Origin of the sequence: Altererythrobacter sp. H2 (assembly GCF_035319885.1) — a bacterium.
In the GTDB taxonomy this organism is placed as follows: Bacteria; Pseudomonadota; Alphaproteobacteria; order Sphingomonadales; family Sphingomonadaceae; genus 34-65-8.
Genome location: NZ_CP141285.1, coordinates 416,599 through 437,728 on the forward strand (window position 1 = coordinate 416,599; position 21,130 = coordinate 437,728).

A 21,130-nucleotide genomic window follows, 5' to 3' on the forward strand; every position below is an offset into this window, starting at 1 on the left:
ACATGCAGCTGGATTTCTTTCCCTCTCGCACGCTGACGCTCTACCTGGCGCGCCTGTTCGTGTTGCGGATCATGGCCATGCTGGCCCTGCTGGTGCTGGTGCTGATGATGCTCGACCTGCTCGGCACGAGCGGCAAGATCATGGCGGTCGAGGGCAATGGCCAGGCCGAGCTGTGGCGCTATGTCTCCTTGCGGGTGCCGCAGCTGATCGCGCGGTTCCTGCCTTACTCGGTTCTTCTGGCCACGGTCATCACCCTGCTCGCGCTCAACCAAAACAGCGAGATCGTGGCGATGAAGGCGGCCGGAATGTCGGCGCATCAGGTACTTGCTCCTTTGTTCCTTGCCGCCGCGGCTGTTTCCCTGGCCAGTTTCGCCTTCAACGAACGGGTGGTCACGCGCGCCACCGCCACCCTGAAGGCCTGGGAAGGCGCTCAGTTCGGCCCGGTTCCGCAAGAGGTGGGCGCCCGCAGCAATGTCTATTTCGCCGACGGCAATGACGTGCTCAGTGCGGCAACGATGACCGGCTCAGGCGAGACAATGGCCCTGCAGGACGTGACGTTCTATCGCCGCACCGCCGCCGGTACGCTGACCGAGCAGTTCCGCGCTCCGCGGGCGACGTATGCTGCTCCGGGCTGGGAGCTGGTCGGGGCGGAACGCTTCGACGTAGCGGCCGCCCGTACCGACCGGGTCGAGCGGATCGTGGTGGGAGAAGGCTTGACGATCGAACAGATCGAGCTCGACAGCGTCGATCCCGATGCACAGGGATTCTTCGCATTGCGGGAATCGATCGAGGCCTATGAGCGCGTGGGCCGCCGGACCAGCGAGCTCGAGGCAAAGTGGTGGCACAAGCTGGCTGGCCCGCTGTCTGCCATGCTGATGCCCCTGCTTGGGGCGGTGGCGGCTTTCGGGCTGGCGCGTTCGGGCCAGTTGTTCGTCCGCGCGCTCATCGCGATGGCGCTGGGCTTTGCCTACTTCGTGGTCGACAACGCCGCTCTGGCGATGGGCAGCTTCGGGGGTTATCCTCCGCTCCTCGCGGCGTGGGCGCCCTTCTTCCTGTTCCTGCTGATCGGGGAAACCGTGCTGGTTCGGACCGAAGAGTGAGCGCCGACTGGCACTTGCGGCTCGCCCGGCCAGAAGATGCAGCCCTGATGCCTGCCATCGAAGCGCGCGCCGGCAGGCTGTTCCAGGCGGTTGAAGGTCTTGCGGACATAGCGGGCCAGCACACTGTGCCGGTGGAGCAGCTGCAACGCCTGATCCGCAAGGGGCACTGCCTCGTCGCCCATGTCGATGACAGGATGGCAGGCTGGCTGGCCAATGAGCCGTTCGGCCGGGAACTGCACATCCGGGAATTCAACGTCGATCCCGACTTCCAGCAGCAGGGGATTGGGTCCGGCTTGCTCCGCGCCTGCCTGATCGACGCTGTCAATTGCGGCTTCCGGGCAGTCACCCTTACCACGTTTCGCGACGTTCCCTGGAACGCGCCGTTCTATGCCCGCCTGGGGTTCGAGGAGGTCACTGCACTGGACGCCCATCCGCGACTGGCAGGTCAACTGGCGGCCGAATCCGGGCACGGCCTGCCTGCCGACCGGCGCTGCGTAATGATCCGCTTTCTCGGTTGAACGCCTAGCGCGCCCGCATCGTGCTGCGGGCAATCCGGCTGACCAGATGCACCATGCCGGGATGATTGGCCCCGTCATAGGTGGAGCCGGCGCCGAGTTCGCGCTTCAGCCTGCGATGTGCCTCAGGCAGCGCGTGGTACGGCATGCTCGGCATCAGGTGATGGAGCGCATGATAGCGCAGGCCCACCGGTGCCCAGATTTCCGCCGCCAGCCCGGGGGGCGGTACGTTGACCGAATCGAGGAACTGCGCCGTTACCGTCATGGCTTCGCCTTCGTTCTCCCACAGGTGGGCCACCAGGGTACGGAGCTGGTTGAGCACGGCCGTCAGCGAGAGCACGGCCAGCGCCACCAGCAACGGCTTCCAGCCAACCAGCGCGGGGCTTGCGAGCAGCGCTACTGCCCAGACCGCGCCAGCGGCCTCCTGCCACAGAACCTGGCGGCGAAAGGCGCCTTCGGGCGGCTTGCGGCGGAAATCGGGATTGATCGACAATGAGGATGCCCGCTCCCACACCATCGTGCGCAGCGGCGGAATCAATGCGCCCAGGGGTACCAGCAGGCCGAACCGGATCAGCAGACCGATCGGCGCCAGCAGCGCGATGAGGACGAACAGCGGCAGGCTCCACGGCTTCATCAATGCCAGCGGGAGGTATTCCGGATCCTCGACCGTGCCATATTGGGTGCGCTTGTGGTGCAGGGTGTGCACTCCCTCGTACATGAAGGAGGGCATCAGCATCGGCACCCCGACCATCAGGTTCCAGCCCAGCCGGAACCCGGGCAGTGCATCGCGGTGGATATGGGTGAGTTCGTGAATGAACAGCAAGGCCCGGTAGAGCGCCAGCGCCGACACCAGACCAAGTGCGACGGCCAGCGGAACGCTCTCCACCAGTATGGCACCTGCCAGTGCGCCGTAGCCCAGCAGCGCGGAACCGACCATGTCGGGCCAGTAGATCCCGGGCCTGGCCTCGGCGATGTCCCGGGTAAGGTCGCGGGCGGCGCGCAGCATCGCCTTGTCGTCAGCAATGGCCGCCAACTTGCCCGCGCCGTGCGCAGGTTCCGGTGCCGCAAGGGCAGGATCAAGGGTCTGTTGCATGGTCATGGCATTTCCCGTCGTGCCGCCTTACCGCAAAATCACAGGCGAGGACAAACGAGTCCTCACTGACACAGTAATCGCCTCGCTTGCTTGACTTGGCGCAAAACGGACGCACAGGTCCGGGGCAGAGCTGTACAGGACAAGTCCGTGACCGTGGAAATAGGTATCCGCCCCCTATCCGGCAAGGCCGGGAGAGCCGCTTTCGTCGATCTCGGCCGCCGGTTTGCGGCGGAACTGCCCAACGCTGTGCCCCAGCTGCGATCGGAGCAGCTGGAGTTGCTGGACCCTGACCGCAACCCGTTTTTCGGCCACGCACGGGTGCAGCTGTTCCTGGCTGAGCGCGGGGGGCGGGCAGTCGGGCGGATCTCGGCCCACATTGACGAAATGGCCCTGGCCATGCCGGCCGAGCAGGGTTTCGGGCCCGGCACCGGCATGTTCGGCTACTTCGATGCCGAAGACGAGGCCGTGGCTCACGCCCTGCTCGCCCGGGCGAGCGAATGGCTGCGGGCGCAAGGCATGACCCGGGTGCTGGGGCCGATTTCGCTGTCGATCTGGGAGGAACCGGGTCTGCTGGTGCGCGGGCAGGACCATGCTCCGATGATCATGATGGGTCATCATCCGGCCAGTTACCACGGGTGGATCGAAAGCGCGGGGTTCAAGCCCGCCAAGCGCCTGCTGACCTATGATCTCGACGTGACAAAGGAATTCCCCCCGCTCATCGCACGGATCGTTGCCTCCGGGGAACGGAACCCGCGCATCCGGGTGCGGCACGTCGACAAGTCCCGCTGGCAAGAGGAGGTCGAAACGGTCCTCGGCATTCTCAACGATGCCTGGTCGAACAACTGGGGCTTCGTGCCCTTCACACCCGCAGAAATCGCCTATGCGGGCAAGAAGTTGCGGCCCCTGATCCGCGAGGATCTCAACATGATTGCCGAGCTCGACGGCAGGCCGGTCGCATTCATGCTCACCTTTCCCGACGTGAATGGTGTGCTGCAGAAGATTGACGGGAAGCTGTTCCCCTTCGGCTGGGTCAGCATGCTGCGATGGCTGCGGTTCCCCAGGGGATCGGGGATGCGGGTGCCGCTGATGGGCGTGATGCGCGATCTGCATAATTCGCGGCTCGCCAGCCAGCTTGCCTTCATGATGATCAACCGGATCCGCCACACCGCACATGTCACCTACGGCACAACCCGGGGCGAGGTGGGCTGGGTCCTTGAAGACAATCAGGGCATGGTGGCGATTGCCGACGCCATCCAGAGCAAGGTCAACCGCGAATATGTGATTTTCGAGCGAAAGCTCGCGAGTAAGATCGCTGAGGCGCTGTGAAAAAAAGGCCTCCACCCTTTTTGGGGGCGGAGGCCTTCTGGATATTGTCACCGCCGCTTGGACGGGAGGGGGGGTCTCGACGGTGACATGGAATAAAAGCCCGGCTGCGCGAAGCGTTCCCGCTGTGCCGCAAATTTTCGTGATTTTTCCCTCTCGTTCAGATTTCGAGCCTGCCGGGAACTTCCCCGCAGCCAGTGCGTTGCACGCGCAAACAGTCATTATGCATTTCCGATGGAGGGAAGGGACTACATGCCGCTCGGAGACCAGGTTGCCGCAAATCTTCCGTTTTTGCGCCGCTATGCGCGCGCTCTCACCGGCTCGCAGGAAACAGGCGATGCCTTCGTCCGGCAGGTACTCGAAGCCGCGTTGGCCGATCCTGACCTGAAAGCCTCCTTCGCAGATGGTCGGGTGGCGCTCTATCGGGCGTTCAACAAGATCTGGTCAGGTGCGCGGCTGGAAGCGGTCGGGAGCAGCGAGCCCGCCGGGATGCACGAGGGCGCCGTCCAGGAACGCCTTCTCGCGGTAACCCCGTTGGCCCGTCAGGCGCTGCTGCTGACGACGCTCGAAGATTTCTCCAATGCCGAAACCGCCGAGATTCTCGATCTGGACGAAGACGAGGTAGCGCGGCTGGTGCGGGAAGCCGTCTCCGACATCGATCGGGAAAGCGCGACGACCGTGCTGATCATCGAGGACGAGCCGCTGATTGCAATGCAGCTGGAGGACCTGGTGGCAGCACTGGGCCATGAAGTGTGCGGCACGGCTGCCACCCGGACCCAGGCCCAGTCGGTCTTTGCACGGACCACCCCTGGCCTGGTGCTGGCGGACATCCAGCTGGCCGATGGGTCGAGCGGGCTTGATGCAGTGGACGACATTCTCGCCACCACCAGCGTGCCGGTCATCTTCATCACTGCCTATCCCGAACGGCTGCTGACCGGGGATCGGCCTGAGCCGACCTATCTGGTCACCAAGCCGTTTCGCGAAGCAACCGTGCGTGCGGCCATCAGCCAGGCATTGTTCTTCAATTCCATTCGGCCGCTGTAGGGGCTGAGCCTGCAGGTCTGGCAAGGGCTGGACTGGTTCTCGGGGAGGCCGGGAGCTTTGGTTCCCGGCCTCTCCCGTTAGGTCGGCGACAAGAGCCTTACTGCGTCCGGTAACGGGCCCGCAGTGCGAAGTCGCTCGGCTTGCGCACCGGAATCAGCATGACGCAACGGACGCCGTCCGCTGCGAATTCGATTTCAACTGGCTGGCCCAGTTCATGGGCCACGATGCGCTCGATGAGATGAAGCCCGAAACCGCGCTGCCGCTCCGGCTTGACCGGCGGTCCGCCGTGTTCCTGCCAGGTTACCCGGACAAGCTTGTCGCTGACCAGGTCCCAGTGAACCGTGACATTTCCGCCGTGCACGCTGAGGGCCCCATAGCGCCCGGCATTTGTGCCAAGCTCGTGCACGGCCAGGCCGAACGACAGCGCGTCGTTCGGGGCCAGCTGGACCGGCGGACCACTGAGTTCGATGATCCGGTCATCCTGAGCGAGATAGGGCGCCAGTTCCGCCTCGACCACGTCGCGCAATGGCGTGGTTCCCCATTCGGACCGGGTGAGCAGGTCATGGGTGGCCGACAATGCGCGGATCCGGCCATCCAGCCCGTCCGCAAACTCGTCGACCCGATCGGTCCGGTTCCGTGTCAGGGCAATGATCGACAGAACATTGGCCAAGGTATTCTTGACGCGATGGTTGAGCTCGCGCGTCAGCGACTCCCGGATGGAATCCTGTTCCTGCAACCATTCGAGGGCGGCCCGGTCTTCATTGGCCTGGCGCGTGAGCAGCCTGAGCAGGGCCAGCATCAGGCTGGCTACCAGGAGCCCGAACGCCAGCGTCAGCACACCCATGTTCGACAGCCCGGCACCCCCGGACGATTCCAGCTGCAGGATCATCTGGTGGTTGGAGAAATTCACCGGCTGGGACACCGAAATGCCACCGGCCGCCGTGCTGCCCATCTGCGCGAGAAGGTTCTCCTCGTCGGGAGCACCGTCATAGAGGCTGATCCTCTGGCCGTAGTCAGGGGGCAGCTGGATTGTTGACGTAAGGAAGTCGCCGGCGTTGAAAGGACTGAAGATAAAGCCCTTGAGCCGCCGTGTGGGGCCAAGACCCTCGAAAACCGGCATGTAGATCAGAAAGCCGGGTTGGTCGCTTCGCCCTTCCTGGACGAGCACGACCCGCCCGGTTGCAGTAGGACGGACGCTCCGCTCCGCCTCATCCATGGCCGCGCGCCGCGCCGATTCGGAATACATGTCGAACCCCAGCGCCCGCTGGTTCCGCTCGGTATTGGGGTGAAGGTAGGTTATCGGAACGATCCGGTTGCCGCCGAGCAGAGGGCGCGGCGTGACCCGCAAGGGGGTGCCCAACTCCTCGCTCAAGGCAGTTTCGAATGCATCAATCTGCATCCGCGTGATGCCTCGCGCCCAGCCGATGCCCTCTGCGCCCAGATACTGGCTGTTGATCCGCAGTTCGTCGACGAAGGCGCCAAATTCCTCGCGGCTCAGGTCGCCATGGACGACAAACAGCGCCGCGCCCGCGCGCAGATAGGCCGCCGCGCCATCGCCCCGCCGCTCGATCGCCGAACCGATGGCCTGCGCTTCCTTGCGCAGCTCGGCCATGCTGCGTTCGCGCTCCCCGGCTTCGATGGCAAACACGCTCAGGAGCGTAATTGCCAGAACCAGCAGTAAGACAGCAAGCGGGACGGCCCTGGGAAAATCGGTCAGCCAACGCTGAATTCCGCCCCGCCGCGATCCGCTTTCGCGATTGCTGTCTGGCGTTGCAGTCAACATCTTCCCCGTAACAGTAACTCAGGCCCGTCGAGAGTGGGAACCATGTCCGGTCGACATCGTTCCCCATGCAACCTAGTAAATCAGCCGGTCGGCCAGTTCGGTCGCATCGTACGGCACAGACAGCATCTGGTAACAATAATGGCAACGCAGAATTTCAGTAATGGCAAGCCTCATCCCGGTATGATCGGAGCGGGCAACTCAGGGCGGGATTCACCGCCGCGGACGAAGGCAAAGGAAGGCCCTGAATGGGCGGATGGCCTGCGCAAGCTCTATGATTCGGTCGTCGAAGAGCCCCTCCCCGACAGTTTCCGGGACCTGCTCGACAAGCTTGATCGAGGCGCCTGATGGCCGTTCATGACCTGACCCAGGCCGACAGGGCGGCCTTCAAGCGCGAATTGGGGGAAGTGATTCCCCACCTGCGCGCTTTTGCGCGGGGCCTGTGCGGCAGGCCGGACATGGCTGACGATCTGGTGCAGGAAACCATGCTGAAAGCCTGGGCGGCGCAGGACCGGTTCGAACCCGGCACCTCCATGCGCGCCTGGACTTTCGTCATTCTGCGCAATGCCTACCTGACCGAGATGCGCCGCAACCGCTTTCGCGGCGAATACGATGAAGTGCAGGCAGAGCGCATCCTGGTGACGTCCGCCACGCAGGAAGAACCGCTCCATCTGTCAGACATGCGGCGCGCGCTGATGTCGCTGCCCGATGAACGGCGCGAAGCGCTCCTGCTGGTCGGGGCTGGCGGCTTCAGTTACGAAGAAGCGGCGCAGATCTGCGAATGCCCGGTGGGCACGATCAAGAGCCGGGTGGGCCGTGCCCGCGCCGCGCTCACTGCCATGCTTGATGACGGCCAGATGCCCGATGGAGATGGCGAGCCGGCCGAGAATGCCCATGCTGCCATCCTCCACGAACTGGAACGGCTGACCCGGCCCAAACCGGCGGCAGCTCTTTCCTGAAGCGTCTCTAGCGGCCTGACCCCAGAAGTCGGGACAGGCCGCTCGTTCCGGCGGCTTGCCCTCGGGCCGCCTTGACGGCGGCCGAGGGCGGTGCCGACTCAGGCCGGATAGGTCCAGGCTGTCCCGCGCGCGAGGTTCTCCGACGCGAAGGCCCAGTTGAGCTTCCCGCCGATAACCGCGTCGAGATAGGCTGGGCGCTTGTTCTGGTGGTCGAGGTAGTAGGCGTGTTCCCACAGGTCGATCACCAGCAGCGGGTTGAACCCGATGTCTGCCAGCGTGTCACCATCATGGGTTTCCTCGATCGACAGTGCGCCGTCCTTTTCCGCCAGCCATACCCAGCCGCTGGCGAAGTGGCCGACGCCCCGGTCAGCCAGTTGCTTGGCGAGCGCATCGTGCGATCCGAACGCGCTGTCGATCATCGCGGCCAGCTCGTCCGACGGGGTGCCACTTTCGGGTGACAGCGAATGCCAGAAGAAGCCGTGGTTCCAGCTCTGTGCGGCATTGTTGAACAGTCCCTGGTTGCTGCCGCGGGCGGCCACGATCACCTCTTCGAGCGACTTGCCGGCAAGGTCGGTGCCTTCAATCGCGGCGTTGGTCTTGTCGATATAGGCCTGGTGATGCTTGCCGTGGTGATACGAGAACGTCTCTGCCGAAATGGCAGGTTCCAGGGCGTCAGCGGCATAGGGCAGGTCGATCAGGGAGAAAGGCATGTCAGCTCCTGTTTGAGGGGTTTGTTTGATAATACCCTGCGAGCGTTTCGGTTGCAGGTCAATCGCTGCGCGCGCGCTCGACGGACGAGGCGACGGCCACGTTCATGGTCACATTGCCGAGGGTGCGCATGATGTCGGGCAGCATTTCCACCGCCACCAGCAGCGCCAGCGGCTCGACCGGCACCCCCATGGCAATCGCGATCGGGCCGATCGAGATGACGAAGCTGATCGATCCGGGCAAGCTGACCGAGCCGACGCTGATGACAAAGGCGACCGCGATCCCCGCCAGCAGCACGGTTGGAGTCAGCTCGACCCCCGCCAGCACCGCAATGTAAATCGCCACTGCCATGTTCATCGCCGGGCTGGTGGCGCGGAAGATGGCGACCGCCAGTGGCAGGGCGAAGTCGGCCGTGCTGTCGCGCAGGCCGAGCCGCTTGGCGCTGGCGAGCATGGCGGGCAGGCTGGCGAGCGAGCTCTGGGTCGAGAGGGCCACGGCCTGGGCCGGGATCATGGCCCGGCCGAAGGCCAGCGGGGAGATGCGCCCGCCGATCCAGGCCAGCAGATAGCCGCCGAGCAGCACCACCGTACCCATTGCCGTGACGGTCAGGATATAGTGCAGGAAAGTGGCAAAAGCGCCGCCCCCCGCCTTGGCTGCCACCCCGATGCCCAGGGCGAACACCCCGACCGGGGCCAGCCACAGCACCCAGCCGATCAGGGTCAGCATGGCATTGGCCAGCGCCCGGAACAGGGCGAGCAGGGTCTCGCGCTGGGCCTCGGGCAGGCGGGCCACGGCCACGGCGAACAGCGCGAAGAAGATGGTCAGCGGCAGCATTGCGGTCTCGGCCGCGGCTGCAATCACGTTGGGTGCGATCAGGGAGGTGACGAAGTCCGCCAGGCCCGGCACTTGCTGGGCGCCCACGCTGCCGGTATCGAGCAGGGCTTGCGCCGCCTGCGGGGCCGGGAAGGCGGCCAGCAGCAGCGGCATCAGCAGCGCGGTGGAAAGCCCGCTCAGCACCAGGATGGAAAATACCAGCAGCAGCATCCGGCGCGCCACCGCGCCGGCACTGGCGGCCAGCACCAGCTTGGCAATGCCCATCACCAGCAGGGCGGCGACCAGCGGAATGATGGTCATCTGCAGGGCGCGCAGCCACAGCTTGCCGACCACGTCGGTGACCGGGAGCACGCTGGCCAGCAGCGCGCTGTCGGACAGGATCCAGCCCAGTGCCAGGCCCGCCATCAACCCGCCGAAGGTCCACCAGACGGGCAGACGAATCGCGATCAGTTCGCTGGTTTCGGCTTTCGCCCCACCCACTTTGCCTTCATCCACGCCTGCTTGCCCTTCCCTTTGCCGCCGTTCCGCGCCAGAAGCCCGTTGCCAATAACCGCATGGGCGCCAGGCCCCAAGCAGCAAACGGAAAATCAGATCTATGGGACGCAAGTTCTTCGGCACCGATGGTATTCGCGGGCAGACCAACCGCGGCGCAATGACCGCCGCGATGGCGATGAAGGTCGGGCAGGCGGCGGGCGCGCATTTCCGCCGGGGCGACCATCGCCACCGGGTGGTGATCGGCAAGGACACGCGCCTGTCGGGCTACATGATGGAAAGCGCGCTGGTGGCGGGTTTCACCAGCGTGGGCATGGACGTGATCATGACCGGCCCGCTGCCGACCCCGGCGATTGCCCTGCTTACCCGCGAGATGCGGGCTGACATGGGGGTGATGATCTCCGCCAGCCACAACAAGTACCAGGACAACGGGATCAAACTGTTCGGCCCCGATGGCTTCAAGCTGTCGGATGATGACGAGCTGGCGATCGAGGCGCTGATCGAAAGCGATGTCCCGCTCGCCTCGTCCGATGCCATCGGCCGCGCCCGCCGGATCGAGGATTCGCGCGGACGCTACATTCACGCCGTCAAGCAGTCGGTTGCAAACGACATCCGGCTCGACGGGCTGAAGGTGGTGGTCGATTGCGCCAACGGTGCCGCCTATCAGGTCGCGCCCTCCGCCATCTGGGAACTTGGGGCAGACGTGATCACCCTGGGCGTCACCCCTAACGGCACCAACATCAACGACGGGGTCGGTTCGACTGCCCTTGACGCGATCAAGGCCAAAGTGGTCGCAGAAGGGGCGGACATCGGCATTGCGCTCGATGGCGATGCCGACCGGCTGATCGTGATCGACGAGAAAGGGCAGGAAGTCGACGGCGACCAGATCATGGCCCTGATTGCCACCCGGATGCTGGAGCGCGGCACCCTGCGCGGCGGCGGGGTAGTCTCGACCGTCATGTCCAACCTCGGGCTGGAACGGTACCTTGGCACCATCGGGCTGACGCTGGAGCGGACCAAGGTGGGTGACCGCTATGTGCTGGAGCGGATGCGCGAAGGCGGGTTCAATGTCGGCGGCGAGCAGTCAGGCCATATGATCCTGCTCGACCATGGCACCACCGGTGACGGCACCGTGGCCGCGCTGCGGGTGCTGGCCGGTCTGGTCCGCTCGGAAAAGCGCGCCAGCGAGCTGTGCCATGTGTTTGACCGGGTGCCCCAGCTGCTGCGCAATGTGCGCTATGCCGGTGCCTCACCGCTGGAGAACGCTGCGGTGAAGGCCTGTATTGCCGACGCCGAGGGAGAGCTGGCGGGCAAGGGGCGCCTGGTGATCCGCGCGTCCGGAACCGAGCCGCTGATCCGGGTCATGGCCGAAGGCGATGATCCGGCCCAGGTTGATGCCGTGGTGGTGCGGATCTGCGCCGAGGTGGAAAAGGCCGTCTGATGCTGGAGATGCGGCCCGATTGCGAGCGCTGCGGCACGGACCTGCCGGCCGAGGCACCGGGCGCGTTCATCTGCTCGTTCGAGTGCACCTTCTGCGCCGAATGCGCCGACGCCCTCGACGACCGCTGCCCCAATTGCGGCGGTGAACTGATGGACCGCCCGGCCCGGGCCAGGGCGTTGCACGCGAAGTTCCCCCCGGGCACGGAGCGCAGGTTCAAGGGGTAGAGGATACGCTAAAAGCGGGCATCTGGTTGGAGAACCCCGGAGCGCTCGATGCTTCTCTCCTGCAAGGGAAGAGGGCTATGTCTGTGCCCACCTCGCGCCAATACGATCCCACTCCCCGATCACCAAAAGCCGCCATCCCGTCTGCCCTGCAAAAAGCCGTCCCTGCCTGAGCGCGGGCTTGCTAAGGGGCTTGCCATGAGCACCACCCCTCCTCCTCCTCCACGCATTCTCTCCATCGCCGGTTCGGACTCGTCCGGCGGCGCGGGTATCCAGGCGGATATCAAGACCATCGCCATGCTGGGCGGCTATGCCATGACCGCCGTGACCACCGTCACCGCGCAGAACACGGTCGGGGTGCAGGCCATCGCCCCGCTCTCGGCAGATGTGGTGGCGGCCCAGATTTCCTCCTGCGCCAGCGACATCGGGGTCGACGCGATCAAGATCGGCATGCTGCACGATGTCCAGATCATCACCGCTGTGGCCGGGTGCCTGACCGGTGAGGCGGCGCTGGCCGGGCCGGTGGTGCTCGACCCGGTCATGGTCGCCACTTCCGGCGCGGTGCTGATCGCGCCGGACGCGATTGCGGCGCTTAAGGCGCATCTGTTCCCGCTGGCAACTGTGATTACCCCCAACCTGCCGGAACTGGAACACCTGTGCGGGCGGACCCTGCGCACCACCGCGCTGATGCAGGAAGGGGCAGCCGAGCTGGCGGCGCAATACGGCTGCCACGTGCTTGCCAAGGGCGGCCATACCGAAGACGCGCGGATCATCGACCTGCTGGTCGCCCCCGATGGCACGCCCGTCTTCTACGAACACGCCCGGATCGAGACGCGCCACACCCACGGCACCGGCTGCACCCTGTCATCGGCCATCGCGACCCTGATCGGCCACGGTCAGCCGCTCGACCAGGCGGTCAGGCTGGCGCGGCAATTCGTGCTCCGCGCGATCGAGGCAGCCCCCGGCTTCGGCGCAGGCAATGGCCCGCTCGGGCACCAGGCGGTCAGACGCTAGGGTTCAGCAGTCCAGTTCGTAGAACTCGGCGATGTGACACCAGGCGTCTTCGGCCGTTTCGCACCACTGGAACAGCTCCAGGTCCTTGTGGTTGATCGTGCCTTCGTCGGCCAGTGCCTCGAAATCGATCACCCGGGTCCAGAACTCCTTGCCGAACAGCATCACCGGGATGGGCTTCATCTTGCCGGTCTGGATCAGGGTCAGCAGTTCGAGAAACTCGTCCAGCGTGCCGAACCCGCCGGGGAACACGGCCACCGCGCGCGCACGCAGCAGGAAGTGCATCTTGCGCAGCGCGAAATAGTGGAACTGGAAACTCAGCGACGGGGTGACATAGCGGTTGGGTGCTTGCTCGTGCGGCAGCACGATGTTGAGCCCGATGCTCTCGGCCGAGGCGTCGCTGGCACCGCGGTTGGCCGCTTCCATGATCGAGGGACCACCGCCCGAGCAGATCACGAACTGGCGCTGGCCCTTCTCGATGATCGCCTTTTCGCTGACCATCCGGGCCAGCTTGTAGGCTTCGTCGTAGTACTTGGCCTTGGCGGCAAGGTTTTCGACCACGCGGCGTTCGCGCTCCGGCAGGTCCTTCGCCATGGCGAGCGAGGCCTCGGCCGCCTCGGGCGAGGGGATCCGGGCCGAGCCGTACATCACCAGGGTCGAGCCGACGCCGGCTTCGTCGAGCAGCATTTCGGGTTTGAGCAGTTCGAGCTGGAAACGGACCGGGCGCAGTTCCTCGCGCAGCAGGAAATCGCGGTCCTGGAAGGCCAGCCGGTAGGCCTGGTGCTCGGTCTGGGGGGTTTTTTCCGGCGCTGCCTTGGAGAATTCGGCCTCTTCTTCGGCCGGGTAGAACTTGCGCCCGGCAAGATCGTGCTGCTTCTTTTCTTCTTCAGTCATTTGGCCTGCGATAGGCGCGACGCCAGCAGCGGGCAAGTGCCGTGGGACCGGCCTGCCTCAGAACCGCGTTGTCAGCCGCAGCCCGGCGATTACCCCGGTATTGCGCACCGCAACTGCACTGTCGATCACCTGCACGCTGGCGGTCAGGCGGACGGGCTGTGCCACCTGCACGGTGTAGAACGCCTCCAGCCCTTCCTCGTCTTCCAGCGCGACCCGGTTTGCCAGTACCCGCACCAGCCGGTCCGTCAGCGAATAGCGGAACCAGGCGATGCCGAAGCGGTCATCCGGCCGCGCGCGCGGGTTGCCCGCTACGCCGATAAAGGCACTGCGATCGAGAAAGGTCGGGTCGCCGCGCGAGAGATAGACCTGCCCGAAAACGCCCCAGCCCTTGCCCGGATGTTCCGCGTATTCGACCAGGTTCTGGTACATGGCGAGGACCGCGCTGAACTCGCCGCGCCGCTCGGCAAAGCCGCTGCCCGGGGCGGGGATCAGCACCGGCGGCAGCGCGTCGTCGGCGATCGACCGCCGCGTCGATCCGGCCAGCTTGAGCGCATAGTATCCGCGCTTGCCCCCGATCTTGACCGGCAGCGTGACCGAGCTGAGGAACGCCACACCTTGCGAAAAGGGATCTTCCAGCCCGCTGCGGCGCGAGGACGAAACCGGATCGAACACCCACAGCCGGTAAAGCGCCTTCTTTGTCGGCACTTGCAGCAGCGCACCGGTGATCGAGCCCGGAACGATCGCGGTCGGGGGCAGCGCCATCGAAAGGTTCTGGAACCCTTCGTGCCCGCCGCCGCCAACGACCGGCAAAAAGGCAGCCAGATCAAGCACGTTGACCTTGCCCACCGTCAGCGTTGCGCCGCTTTTCCACTTCTTGGTGACATTGACGTTGAGATCGAACGCGTCGCCTTCGCCCGGATAGAACAGCTGGGTGTTGCTGGGGATCAGGCCGATCGTGCCATTGGCGCTCTCTCCGTACTTGAATTCGGGGTGGAGGTGGAAGGTGATCGAATCGTCGATCCCGAACGTGCTGCCCGCAATGTCGATATAGACATCGACCTTTCCGCCATGGCGCAGGGTCGAATCGGCATCGCCCGACACCGGAATGTCGAGAAACTGCGACCACACCACCCTGACGGCGTCAGGCCGCGCCGTTGCCGGTTTCGCTGGCTGGGGCGGCAGGGCAGCCGGGGCAGGGGTTTGCTGCGGGCCGGGCGACGAGATGGCATCCGGCGGAGCGGACTGATCCTGCGCTGCTGCTGGCATGGCGACAGTCAGACTGAACAGCGCAGCCACAAAGGATATGGTGCGCAAAAGAGGCAGGCGGCGCGAGGCGCGCGAAGAAATGGCTGTGATGGTCATGCGATCCGATGACGGTACCGCGGTGCGATCAGGCCGCTGCCCGGTTCTCTCCCGATTTGCGCTTCGCTCTGTTGTGGCGGGCGCCTGTCCACTTGCGCCCGCTGCAACTCATCGCCGCAAACGGCGGGTTTGGCAAGGTTCTGCCAATCCCCGCCCCACAGGTCAGCGCGGCAGGGTGGTCGCACCCATCAGAGCCAGATCGACAGACCGGGCGGCCTGGCGGCCTTCGCGAATCGCCCAGACGACCAGGCTCTGGCCCCGCCGCATGTCGCCACAGGCGAACACGGCTGCTTCGCTGGTGGCGTAATCCTGGGTATTGGCTGCGACATTGCCGCGCGCATCAAGCGCCACCCCGGCCCGGTCGAGCAGTCCGCGTTTGCGCGGGCCGGTAAAGCCCATTGCCAGCAGGATCAGGTCGGCCTGGAGCACGAAGGCGCTGCCGGGCACTTCCTGCATCTGGCCGCCGACCCATTCCACCCGCACGCATTCGAGCCCGGTGACCTGATCACCTTCGCCGATGACCCGCTTGGCCAGAACCGACCAGTCTCGCTCCACCCCTTCCTCGTGGCTGGAGGAGGTGCGCAGCTTCAGGGGCCAGTCCGGCCAGGTCAGCGCCTTGTCTTCCTTCTCCGGCGGGCGGGGCATGATTTCGAGCTGCGTGACCGAGGCCGCGCCTTGCCGGTTGGACGTGCCGACGCAGTCGCTGCCGGTGTCACCGCCGCCGATCACGATCACGTGCTTGCCAGTGGCGGTCAGCGAGCCGCGCGGGGCCGCGCGCACTTCGTCATCGCCTGCCACGCGCTTGTTCTGCTGGGTGAGGAACTCCATCGCCAGCCGCACTCCGGGCAGCTCGCCGCCGGGGATGTCGAGCATCCGGGGCTCCTCGGCCCCACCGGCGAGGACCACCGCGTCAAAGTTTTCCCGCAGCGCCTTGAAGCTGACCTCGACCCCGACTTCGGCACTGGTCTTGAAGGTCACCCCTTCGGCTTCCATCTGCACGCAGCGCCGGTTGATCAGCTGCTTTTCCATCTTGAAATCGGGGATTCCGTAACGCAGCAGGCCGCCGATCCGGTCGTTCTTTTCGAACACGGTCACGGCATGGCCTGCCCGCGCCAGCTGCTGCGCACAGGCCAGCCCGGCCGGACCCGATCCGACCACGGCGACGCATTTGCCGGTCTGCTTGTGCGGCACCTGCGGCTTGATCCAGCCTTCCTGCCATCCACGATCGACGATGGCGCACTCGATGCTCTTGATCGTGACCGGCTGGTCAACGATGTTGAGCGTGCAGCTCGCTTCGCACGGGGCCGGGCAGACCCGGCCAGTGAATTCGGGGAAGTTGTTGGTGCTGTGCAGCACGTCCAGTGCGTTCTTCCAGTCCCCTTCGTAGACCAGGTGGTTCCAGTCGGGGATCAGGTTGTTCACCGGGCAGCCGTTGTGGCAGTAGGGAATGCCGCAATTCATGCAGCGGCTGGCCTGTGCAGCCAGCTTTTCGGCCGGCAGCGGGACGACGAACTCCTTGTAGTTCTTCAGCCGCTCGGCCGGGTCGAGATAGGTCCGGTCGGACCGGTCGAGTTCGAGAAATCCGGTTTCCTTGCCCATTGTCCTGACCCTTATTCCGCCGCCACGCTTGCCGCTTCGAGGCGTTCGGCCTCGAGCGTGCGCAACGCATTGGCATAGTCGCGCGGCATGACCTTCACGAAGTGGCGAAGCGCCTCGTCCCAGTTTTCCAGCAGCTCGGTGGCCCGCTGCGAACCGGTGTGGAGTTTATGCCGCTCCATCAGGATGCGCAGGCGTTCGGCGTCGTGGCGCAGCATGTCGCCCATGCCGAAATCGTTGACCGACGTGCCGCGCTGCTTGGGCCGCCCGGTGCCCTCATCCGCGTCGATGCTCGTGGTGACCGGTTCCAGATCGACCTGGGCCAAGTTGCACAGCGAACCGAACCGACCATCGGGATCGTAGACATAGGCAATCCCGCCGCTCATCCCGGCAGCGAAGTTGCGGCCTGTAGCGCCGAGCACCACCACGACCCCGCCGGTCATGTATTCGCAGCCGTGATCGCCGGTGCCTTCGACCACCGCAATGGCACCCGAATTGCGCACGGCGAACCGTTCTCCGGCCACGCCGTTGAAGTAGGCCTCGCCCGCGATTGCGCCGTAGAGCACGGTGTTGCCGACGATGATGTTGTCAGTCGCGGTGCGGCTGGTGCTGGCAGGAGCACGCACGATGATCCGCCCGCCCGACAGGCCTTTGCCGACATAGTCGTTGGCATCGCCGGTCAGATCAAGCGTCACGCCGTGAGCCAGCCATGCGCCGAAGCTTTGCCCGGCCACCCCGGTCAGCTTGACTCGGATCGTATCGGGCGCAAGCCCGGCATGGCCGTGGCGCCGGGCGACTTCGCCCGACAGCATGGTGCCGACCGTGCGGTTGACGTTGCGAACCGCGCGCGCAATCTCGACCGGCTGGCCGCTTTCCAGCGCGGGACGGCAGGCCTCGATCAGGTCCCGGTCAAGCACGGTATCGAGCCCGTGATCCTGCTCCCCGACATGATGGAGCGCCTTGTCGGCACCCAGTTCGACCGTGTGGAGCAGGCGCGACAGATCGATCCCGTGCGCCTTCCAGTGGCGTTCGACCCGGCGCATGTCGATCCGGTCGACCCGGCCGATCATCTCCTCCACGGTGCGGAAGCCCATCTCGGCCATGATGGCGCGCAGTTCCTCGGCCACGAAGAACATGTAGTTGACCACGTGTTCCGGCTGGCCGGTGAAGCGGGCGCGCAGAACCGGGTCCTGCGTTGCCACGCCGACCGGGCAGGTGTTGAGGTGGCACTTGCGCATCATGATGCACCCGGCGGCGATCAGCGGGGCGGTGGCAAAGCCGAACTCGTCAGCCCCGAGCAGCGCGCCAATCGCGACGTCGCGTCCGGTGCGCAGACCGCCGTCCACCTGCACCGCAATGCGGCTGCGCAGATCGTTGAGCAGCAGGGTCTGCTGGGTTTCGGCAAGGCCGATTTCCCACGGAGAACCGGCATGGGTCAGGCTGGTCAGCGGGCTTGCGCCCGTGCCGCCTTCGTATCCGGAAATGGTGACATGGTCGGCCTTGCACTTGCTGACGCCTGCAGCAACCGTGCCCACCCCGACTTCGCTCACCAGCTTGACGGAGATGCGCGCGACCGGGTTCACGTTCTTCAGGTCGTGGATCAGCTGGGCCAGATCCTCGATCGAATAGATGTCATGGTGCGGCGGAGGGCTGATCAGGCCGACGCCGGGGGTCGAATGGCGCACTGCGCCGATCCGCTTGTCGACCTTGTGGCCGGGCAGCTGTCCGCCTTCGCCGGGCTTTGCGCCCTGGGCCATCTTGATCTGGATATCGTCCGAATTGACCAGGTATTCGGTGGTCACACCAAACCGGCCGCTGGCGACCTGCTTGATCCGGCTGCGCATCGAATCGCCGTTGTCCATCGGCGCAAAGCGGAACGGTTCCTCGCCCCCTTCGCCGGTGTTGGAGCGCCCGCCGATGCGGTTCATCGCGATTGCCATGGTCGAGTGCGCTTCATGACTGATCGAGCCCAGGCTCATGGCCCCGGTGGCGAAGCGCTTGACGATTTCGGCGGCCGGTTCGACTTCATCGATCGGCAGCGGCTGGTCAGCCTTCTTCAGCTCCATCAGCCCGCGGATCGTCAGCAGGCGCTCGGACTGCTCGTTGATCGAGGCGGCGAACTCGGCGTAGTTCCTCGGATCGTTGCCGCGCACGGCGTGCTGGAGCTGGGCTACATTGGCCGGGGTCCAGGCGTGTTCCTCGCCCCGCAGGCGGAACTGGTAGATGCCGCCGGTATCGAGCATTCCGGCATAGAGCGGGTCATCGCCGTATGCGAGGGCATGGCGGCGGACGGTTTCCTCTGCCACTTCAGCCAGGCCAATGCCCTCGATGGTGGTCGCGGTGCCGGTGAAATACCGGTCGACGAACGCCGATGACAGCCCGACCGCGTCGAAGATCTGCGCCCCGCAGTAGGACTGGTAGGTCGAAATGCCCATCTTGGACATGACCTTGAGAATGCCCTTGCCGATTGCCTTGACGTAATTGGCCTCGACCTTGGCGGGGTCCATCTCGGGATACTTGCGCGCGCGCAGGTCTTCCATCGTCTCGAAGGCGAGATAGGGATTGATCGCTTCCGCCCCGTAACCGGCCAGCACGCAGAAGTGATGCACTTCGCGCGCCTCGCCCGTCTCCACCACCAGCCCGGTCTGCATCCGCAGGCCCTGGCGGACGAGGTGATGATGGACGGCGGCAGTGGCCAGCGCGGCCGGCATCGGGATGCGGTCAGGCGATTGGGCCCGGTCGGACAGGATCAGGATGTTCTTGTCCTGCAGTACCGCCTCGGTCGCGGCCCAGCACATTTCCTTGAGCGCCAGTTCGAGGCCCTCGGCCCCGGTGGCCGCGTCCCAGGTGATATCGATCGTATCGGTGCGGAAGGCACCGTCCAGTGCCGCCTCGACCGAGCGGATCTTGGCCAGATCCTCATTGGTCAGGATCGGCTGGCTGACCTCGAGCCGCTTGTGGGTGCCGGCGTCACGCCCCAGCAGGTTGGGGCGCGGGCCGATCATCGACAGCAGGCTCATGACCAGTTCCTCGCGGATCGGGTCGATTGGCGGGTTGGTCACCTGGGCGAAGTTCTGCTTGAAATAGTCGTAGAGCAGGCGGCTGCGACCGGAGAGGACCGCAATCGGCGTGTCGGTGCCCATCGAGCCGATGGGGTCGTCACCCTGGAGCGCCATCGGTTCGAGGAAGCGGCTGATGTCTTCCTGGGTGTAGCCAAACGCCTGCTGGCGGTCGAGCAGGCTGGCTGCGGCATCCGCCGGTGCCAGGGCCTCGGGCGTCTGCTCCGGCTCGACCGTGTCGAGGTCCTCCAGCTTGTACTGGGTGCGGGCGAGCCAGTCATGATAGGGATGCTCTGCCGCCAGCCCTGCCTTGAGCTCGGCATCCTCGATGATCCGGCCCTGCTCCAGGTCGATCAGCAGCATCTTGCCCGGCTGCAGGCGCCACTTGCGGGTGATGTCGGCTTCTGCAAACGGCAGCACACCGCTTTCGGAGGAAAGACAGATCAGATCGTCCTTCGTGGTGCAGTAACGCGCCGGGCGCAGGCCGTTGCGATCCAGCGTGGCGCCGATCTGGCGCCCGTCGGTGAAGCATACCGCGGCCGGGCCGTCCCACGGCTCCATCAGAGCGGCATGGTATTCGTAGAAGGCGCGCCGCTCCGGCTCCATCAGCGGGTTCTTGGCCCATGCTTCAGGCATCAGCATCATCATTGCGTGGGCCAGGCTGTAGCCGCCCGCCAGCAGCAGCTCGAGCGCGTTGTCGAGACAGGCCGTGTCCGACTGGCCATGCGGGATCAGCGGCCACATCTTGTCGAGATCCGCGCCGAGCAGCTCCGATTCCATCGTCCGGCGGCGGGCGTTCATCCAGTTGACGTTGCCGCGGACGGTGTTGATTTCCCCGTTGTGCGCCATGAAGCGATAGGGGTGGGCCAGCCGCCAGCTGGGAAAGGTGTTGGTGCTGAAGCGCTGGTGCACCAGGCCGAGCGCCGAAACGCAGGCAGGGTTGCGCAGGTCGTCGTAGAACGAGCCCACCTGCGTCGCCAGCAGCAATCCCTTGTACACGATGGTGCGGCTGGAGAAGCTGGGAATGTAGGTGCTGGTCAGGTCCGGCAGGCCGTGCTTTTCCGCCAGCTTGGCCAGCGGGTTGAGCGTCTGCTTGCGGATCACGATCAGCTTGCGCTCGAAGGCGTCCTGGTCGGCGCAGTTGCTGCCGCGCGCCACCACGCACTGGCGCATGACCGGCATGGAGGCGATGACTGCCTTGCCGAGCCCGTCGAGTGTGGTCGGGACATCGCGCCAGCCGACCAGGCGCTGGCCTTCCTTGGCGACGAACTTTTCGAGCTGCTCGGTCACGAAGCCCCGGGCCACTTCGTCCTGCGGCAGGAAGCACTGGGCCACGGCATAGTCACCGGCCGGCGGCAGGTCGTGCCCTGCATCGGCAGCCCATGCGCGGAACAGCGGATCGGGAATCTGGAGCAGGATGCCGGCGCCGTCGCCCAGCAGAGGGTCGGCTCCCACGGCCCCGCGGTGGTCAAGGTTGGCGAGGATTTCCAGCGCGCTCGACACAATCGCGTGCGATTTCACGCCCCGGATATGCGCGACCATGCCGACGCCGCATGCGTCATGCTCGTTTGCGGGGTCGTACAGTCCTTGGGGCGCAAATTGTCCCATGCGAAACCATCCCATCATGTCCGGTGCCCGGCCAGGCGGCACGAGGGCCGCTGCGGGCAATGAAGCGCGCTACACCATGCCGCGCAGCGC

17 protein-coding genes are annotated in these 21,130 nt (G+C 65.4%); 9 read left to right on the forward strand and 8 right to left on the reverse strand.

The features are described from left to right. Positions 1–2 precede the first annotated feature (2 nt). Both lptG and U4960_RS02095 read left to right on the forward strand, forming a co-directional pair. Positions 3–1,100, forward strand: a complete 1,098-nt coding sequence (lptG, locus tag U4960_RS02090) for an LPS export ABC transporter permease LptG (RefSeq protein WP_324261961.1) — start codon at positions 3–5, stop codon at positions 1,098–1,100. Next, positions 1,097–1,618 (forward strand): GNAT family N-acetyltransferase, encoded by a 522-nt coding sequence (locus U4960_RS02095; protein WP_324261962.1) that lies wholly within the window; start codon positions 1,097–1,099, stop codon positions 1,616–1,618. The genes lptG and U4960_RS02095 overlap by 4 nt, the downstream gene beginning before the upstream one ends. Positions 1,619–1,622: 4 nt before the next feature. Here U4960_RS02095 and U4960_RS02100 read toward each other — a convergent pair whose 3' ends face one another. Continuing rightward, positions 1,623–2,714 (reverse strand): fatty acid desaturase family protein, encoded by a 1,092-nt coding sequence (locus U4960_RS02100; protein WP_416379090.1) that lies wholly within the window; start codon positions 2,712–2,714, stop codon positions 1,623–1,625. A 141-nt stretch (positions 2,715–2,855) separates the two neighbouring features. Between U4960_RS02100 and U4960_RS02105 the strand changes: the two genes are divergently transcribed. Together U4960_RS02105 and U4960_RS02110 are read left to right on the forward strand one after the other, a co-directional pair. Continuing rightward, the gene (locus U4960_RS02105; RefSeq protein ID WP_324261964.1) at positions 2,856–4,034 is read left to right on the forward strand and encodes an N-acetyltransferase; all 1,179 of its coding nucleotides are present in this window, start codon (positions 2,856–2,858) and stop codon (positions 4,032–4,034) included. Between the two features lie 249 nt (positions 4,035–4,283). Then, positions 4,284–5,075 (forward strand): response regulator, encoded by a 792-nt coding sequence (locus tag U4960_RS02110; protein ID WP_324261965.1) that lies wholly within the window; start codon positions 4,284–4,286, stop codon positions 5,073–5,075. 97 nt (positions 5,076–5,172) lie between these two features. Here U4960_RS02110 and U4960_RS02115 read toward each other — a convergent pair whose 3' ends face one another. Continuing rightward, entirely contained in the window at positions 5,173–6,723 is a 1,551-nt protein-coding gene (locus tag U4960_RS02115; protein ID WP_324261966.1) for a CHASE domain-containing protein, read from the reverse strand. Between the two features lie 273 nt (positions 6,724–6,996). Between U4960_RS02115 and U4960_RS02120 the strand changes: the two genes are divergently transcribed. Next, positions 6,997–7,203, forward strand: coding sequence for a NepR family anti-sigma factor (locus U4960_RS02120; RefSeq protein ID WP_324261967.1), 207 nt, complete (start codon positions 6,997–6,999; stop codon positions 7,201–7,203). After that, positions 7,203–7,814: a sigma-70 family RNA polymerase sigma factor gene (locus U4960_RS02125; protein ID WP_324261968.1), complete on the forward strand. Its 612-nt coding sequence runs from the start codon at positions 7,203–7,205 to the stop codon at positions 7,812–7,814. The genes U4960_RS02120 and U4960_RS02125 overlap by 1 nt, the downstream gene beginning before the upstream one ends. Positions 7,815–7,912: 98 nt before the next feature. Here U4960_RS02125 and U4960_RS02130 read toward each other — a convergent pair whose 3' ends face one another. After that, positions 7,913–8,524 (reverse strand): superoxide dismutase, encoded by a 612-nt coding sequence (locus tag U4960_RS02130; protein WP_324261969.1) that lies wholly within the window; start codon positions 8,522–8,524, stop codon positions 7,913–7,915. Positions 8,525–8,582: 58 nt separating this feature from the next. Beyond that, complete coding sequence (locus U4960_RS02135; RefSeq protein WP_324261970.1) at positions 8,583–9,851, reverse strand: dicarboxylate/amino acid:cation symporter; 1,269 nt, start codon at positions 9,849–9,851, stop codon at positions 8,583–8,585. Between the two features lie 100 nt (positions 9,852–9,951). Here U4960_RS02135 and glmM point away from each other — a divergent pair, with 100 nt between their 5' ends. The 3 genes from glmM (at position 9,952) to thiD (ending at position 12,524) form a co-directional block, all read left to right on the forward strand. Then, a complete protein-coding gene (gene glmM, locus U4960_RS02140; RefSeq protein ID WP_324261971.1) occupies positions 9,952–11,289 on the forward strand; it encodes a phosphoglucosamine mutase in 1,338 nt (445 codons plus the stop codon). Then, positions 11,289–11,513 carry a DUF1272 domain-containing protein gene (locus U4960_RS02145; protein ID WP_324261972.1) on the forward strand — a complete coding sequence of 75 codons (225 nt, stop codon included), beginning with the start codon at positions 11,289–11,291 and terminating at the stop codon, positions 11,511–11,513. The genes glmM and U4960_RS02145 overlap by 1 nt, the downstream gene beginning before the upstream one ends. A 195-nt stretch (positions 11,514–11,708) precedes the next feature. Further along, positions 11,709–12,524, forward strand: a complete 816-nt coding sequence (thiD, locus tag U4960_RS02150; RefSeq protein WP_324261973.1) for a bifunctional hydroxymethylpyrimidine kinase/phosphomethylpyrimidine kinase — start codon at positions 11,709–11,711, stop codon at positions 12,522–12,524. A gap of 3 nt (positions 12,525–12,527) precedes the next feature. Here thiD and U4960_RS02155 read toward each other — a convergent pair whose 3' ends face one another. The 4 genes from U4960_RS02155 to gltB form a co-directional block, all read right to left on the reverse strand. Further along, positions 12,528–13,415 (reverse strand): LOG family protein, encoded by an 888-nt coding sequence (locus U4960_RS02155; protein WP_324261974.1) that lies wholly within the window; start codon positions 13,413–13,415, stop codon positions 12,528–12,530. A gap of 57 nt (positions 13,416–13,472) precedes the next feature. Beyond that, positions 13,473–14,777 carry a carbohydrate porin gene (locus tag U4960_RS02160; RefSeq protein ID WP_324261975.1) on the reverse strand — a complete coding sequence of 435 codons (1,305 nt, stop codon included), beginning with the start codon at positions 14,775–14,777 and terminating at the stop codon, positions 13,473–13,475. A gap of 162 nt (positions 14,778–14,939) precedes the next feature. After that, positions 14,940–16,376, reverse strand: a complete 1,437-nt coding sequence (locus U4960_RS02165; RefSeq protein WP_324261976.1) for a glutamate synthase subunit beta — start codon at positions 16,374–16,376, stop codon at positions 14,940–14,942. An 11-nt stretch (positions 16,377–16,387) separates the two neighbouring features. Beyond that, entirely contained in the window at positions 16,388–21,040 is a 4,653-nt protein-coding gene (gene gltB, locus U4960_RS02170) for a glutamate synthase large subunit (protein ID WP_324261977.1), read from the reverse strand. Positions 21,041–21,130 lie beyond the last annotated feature (90 nt).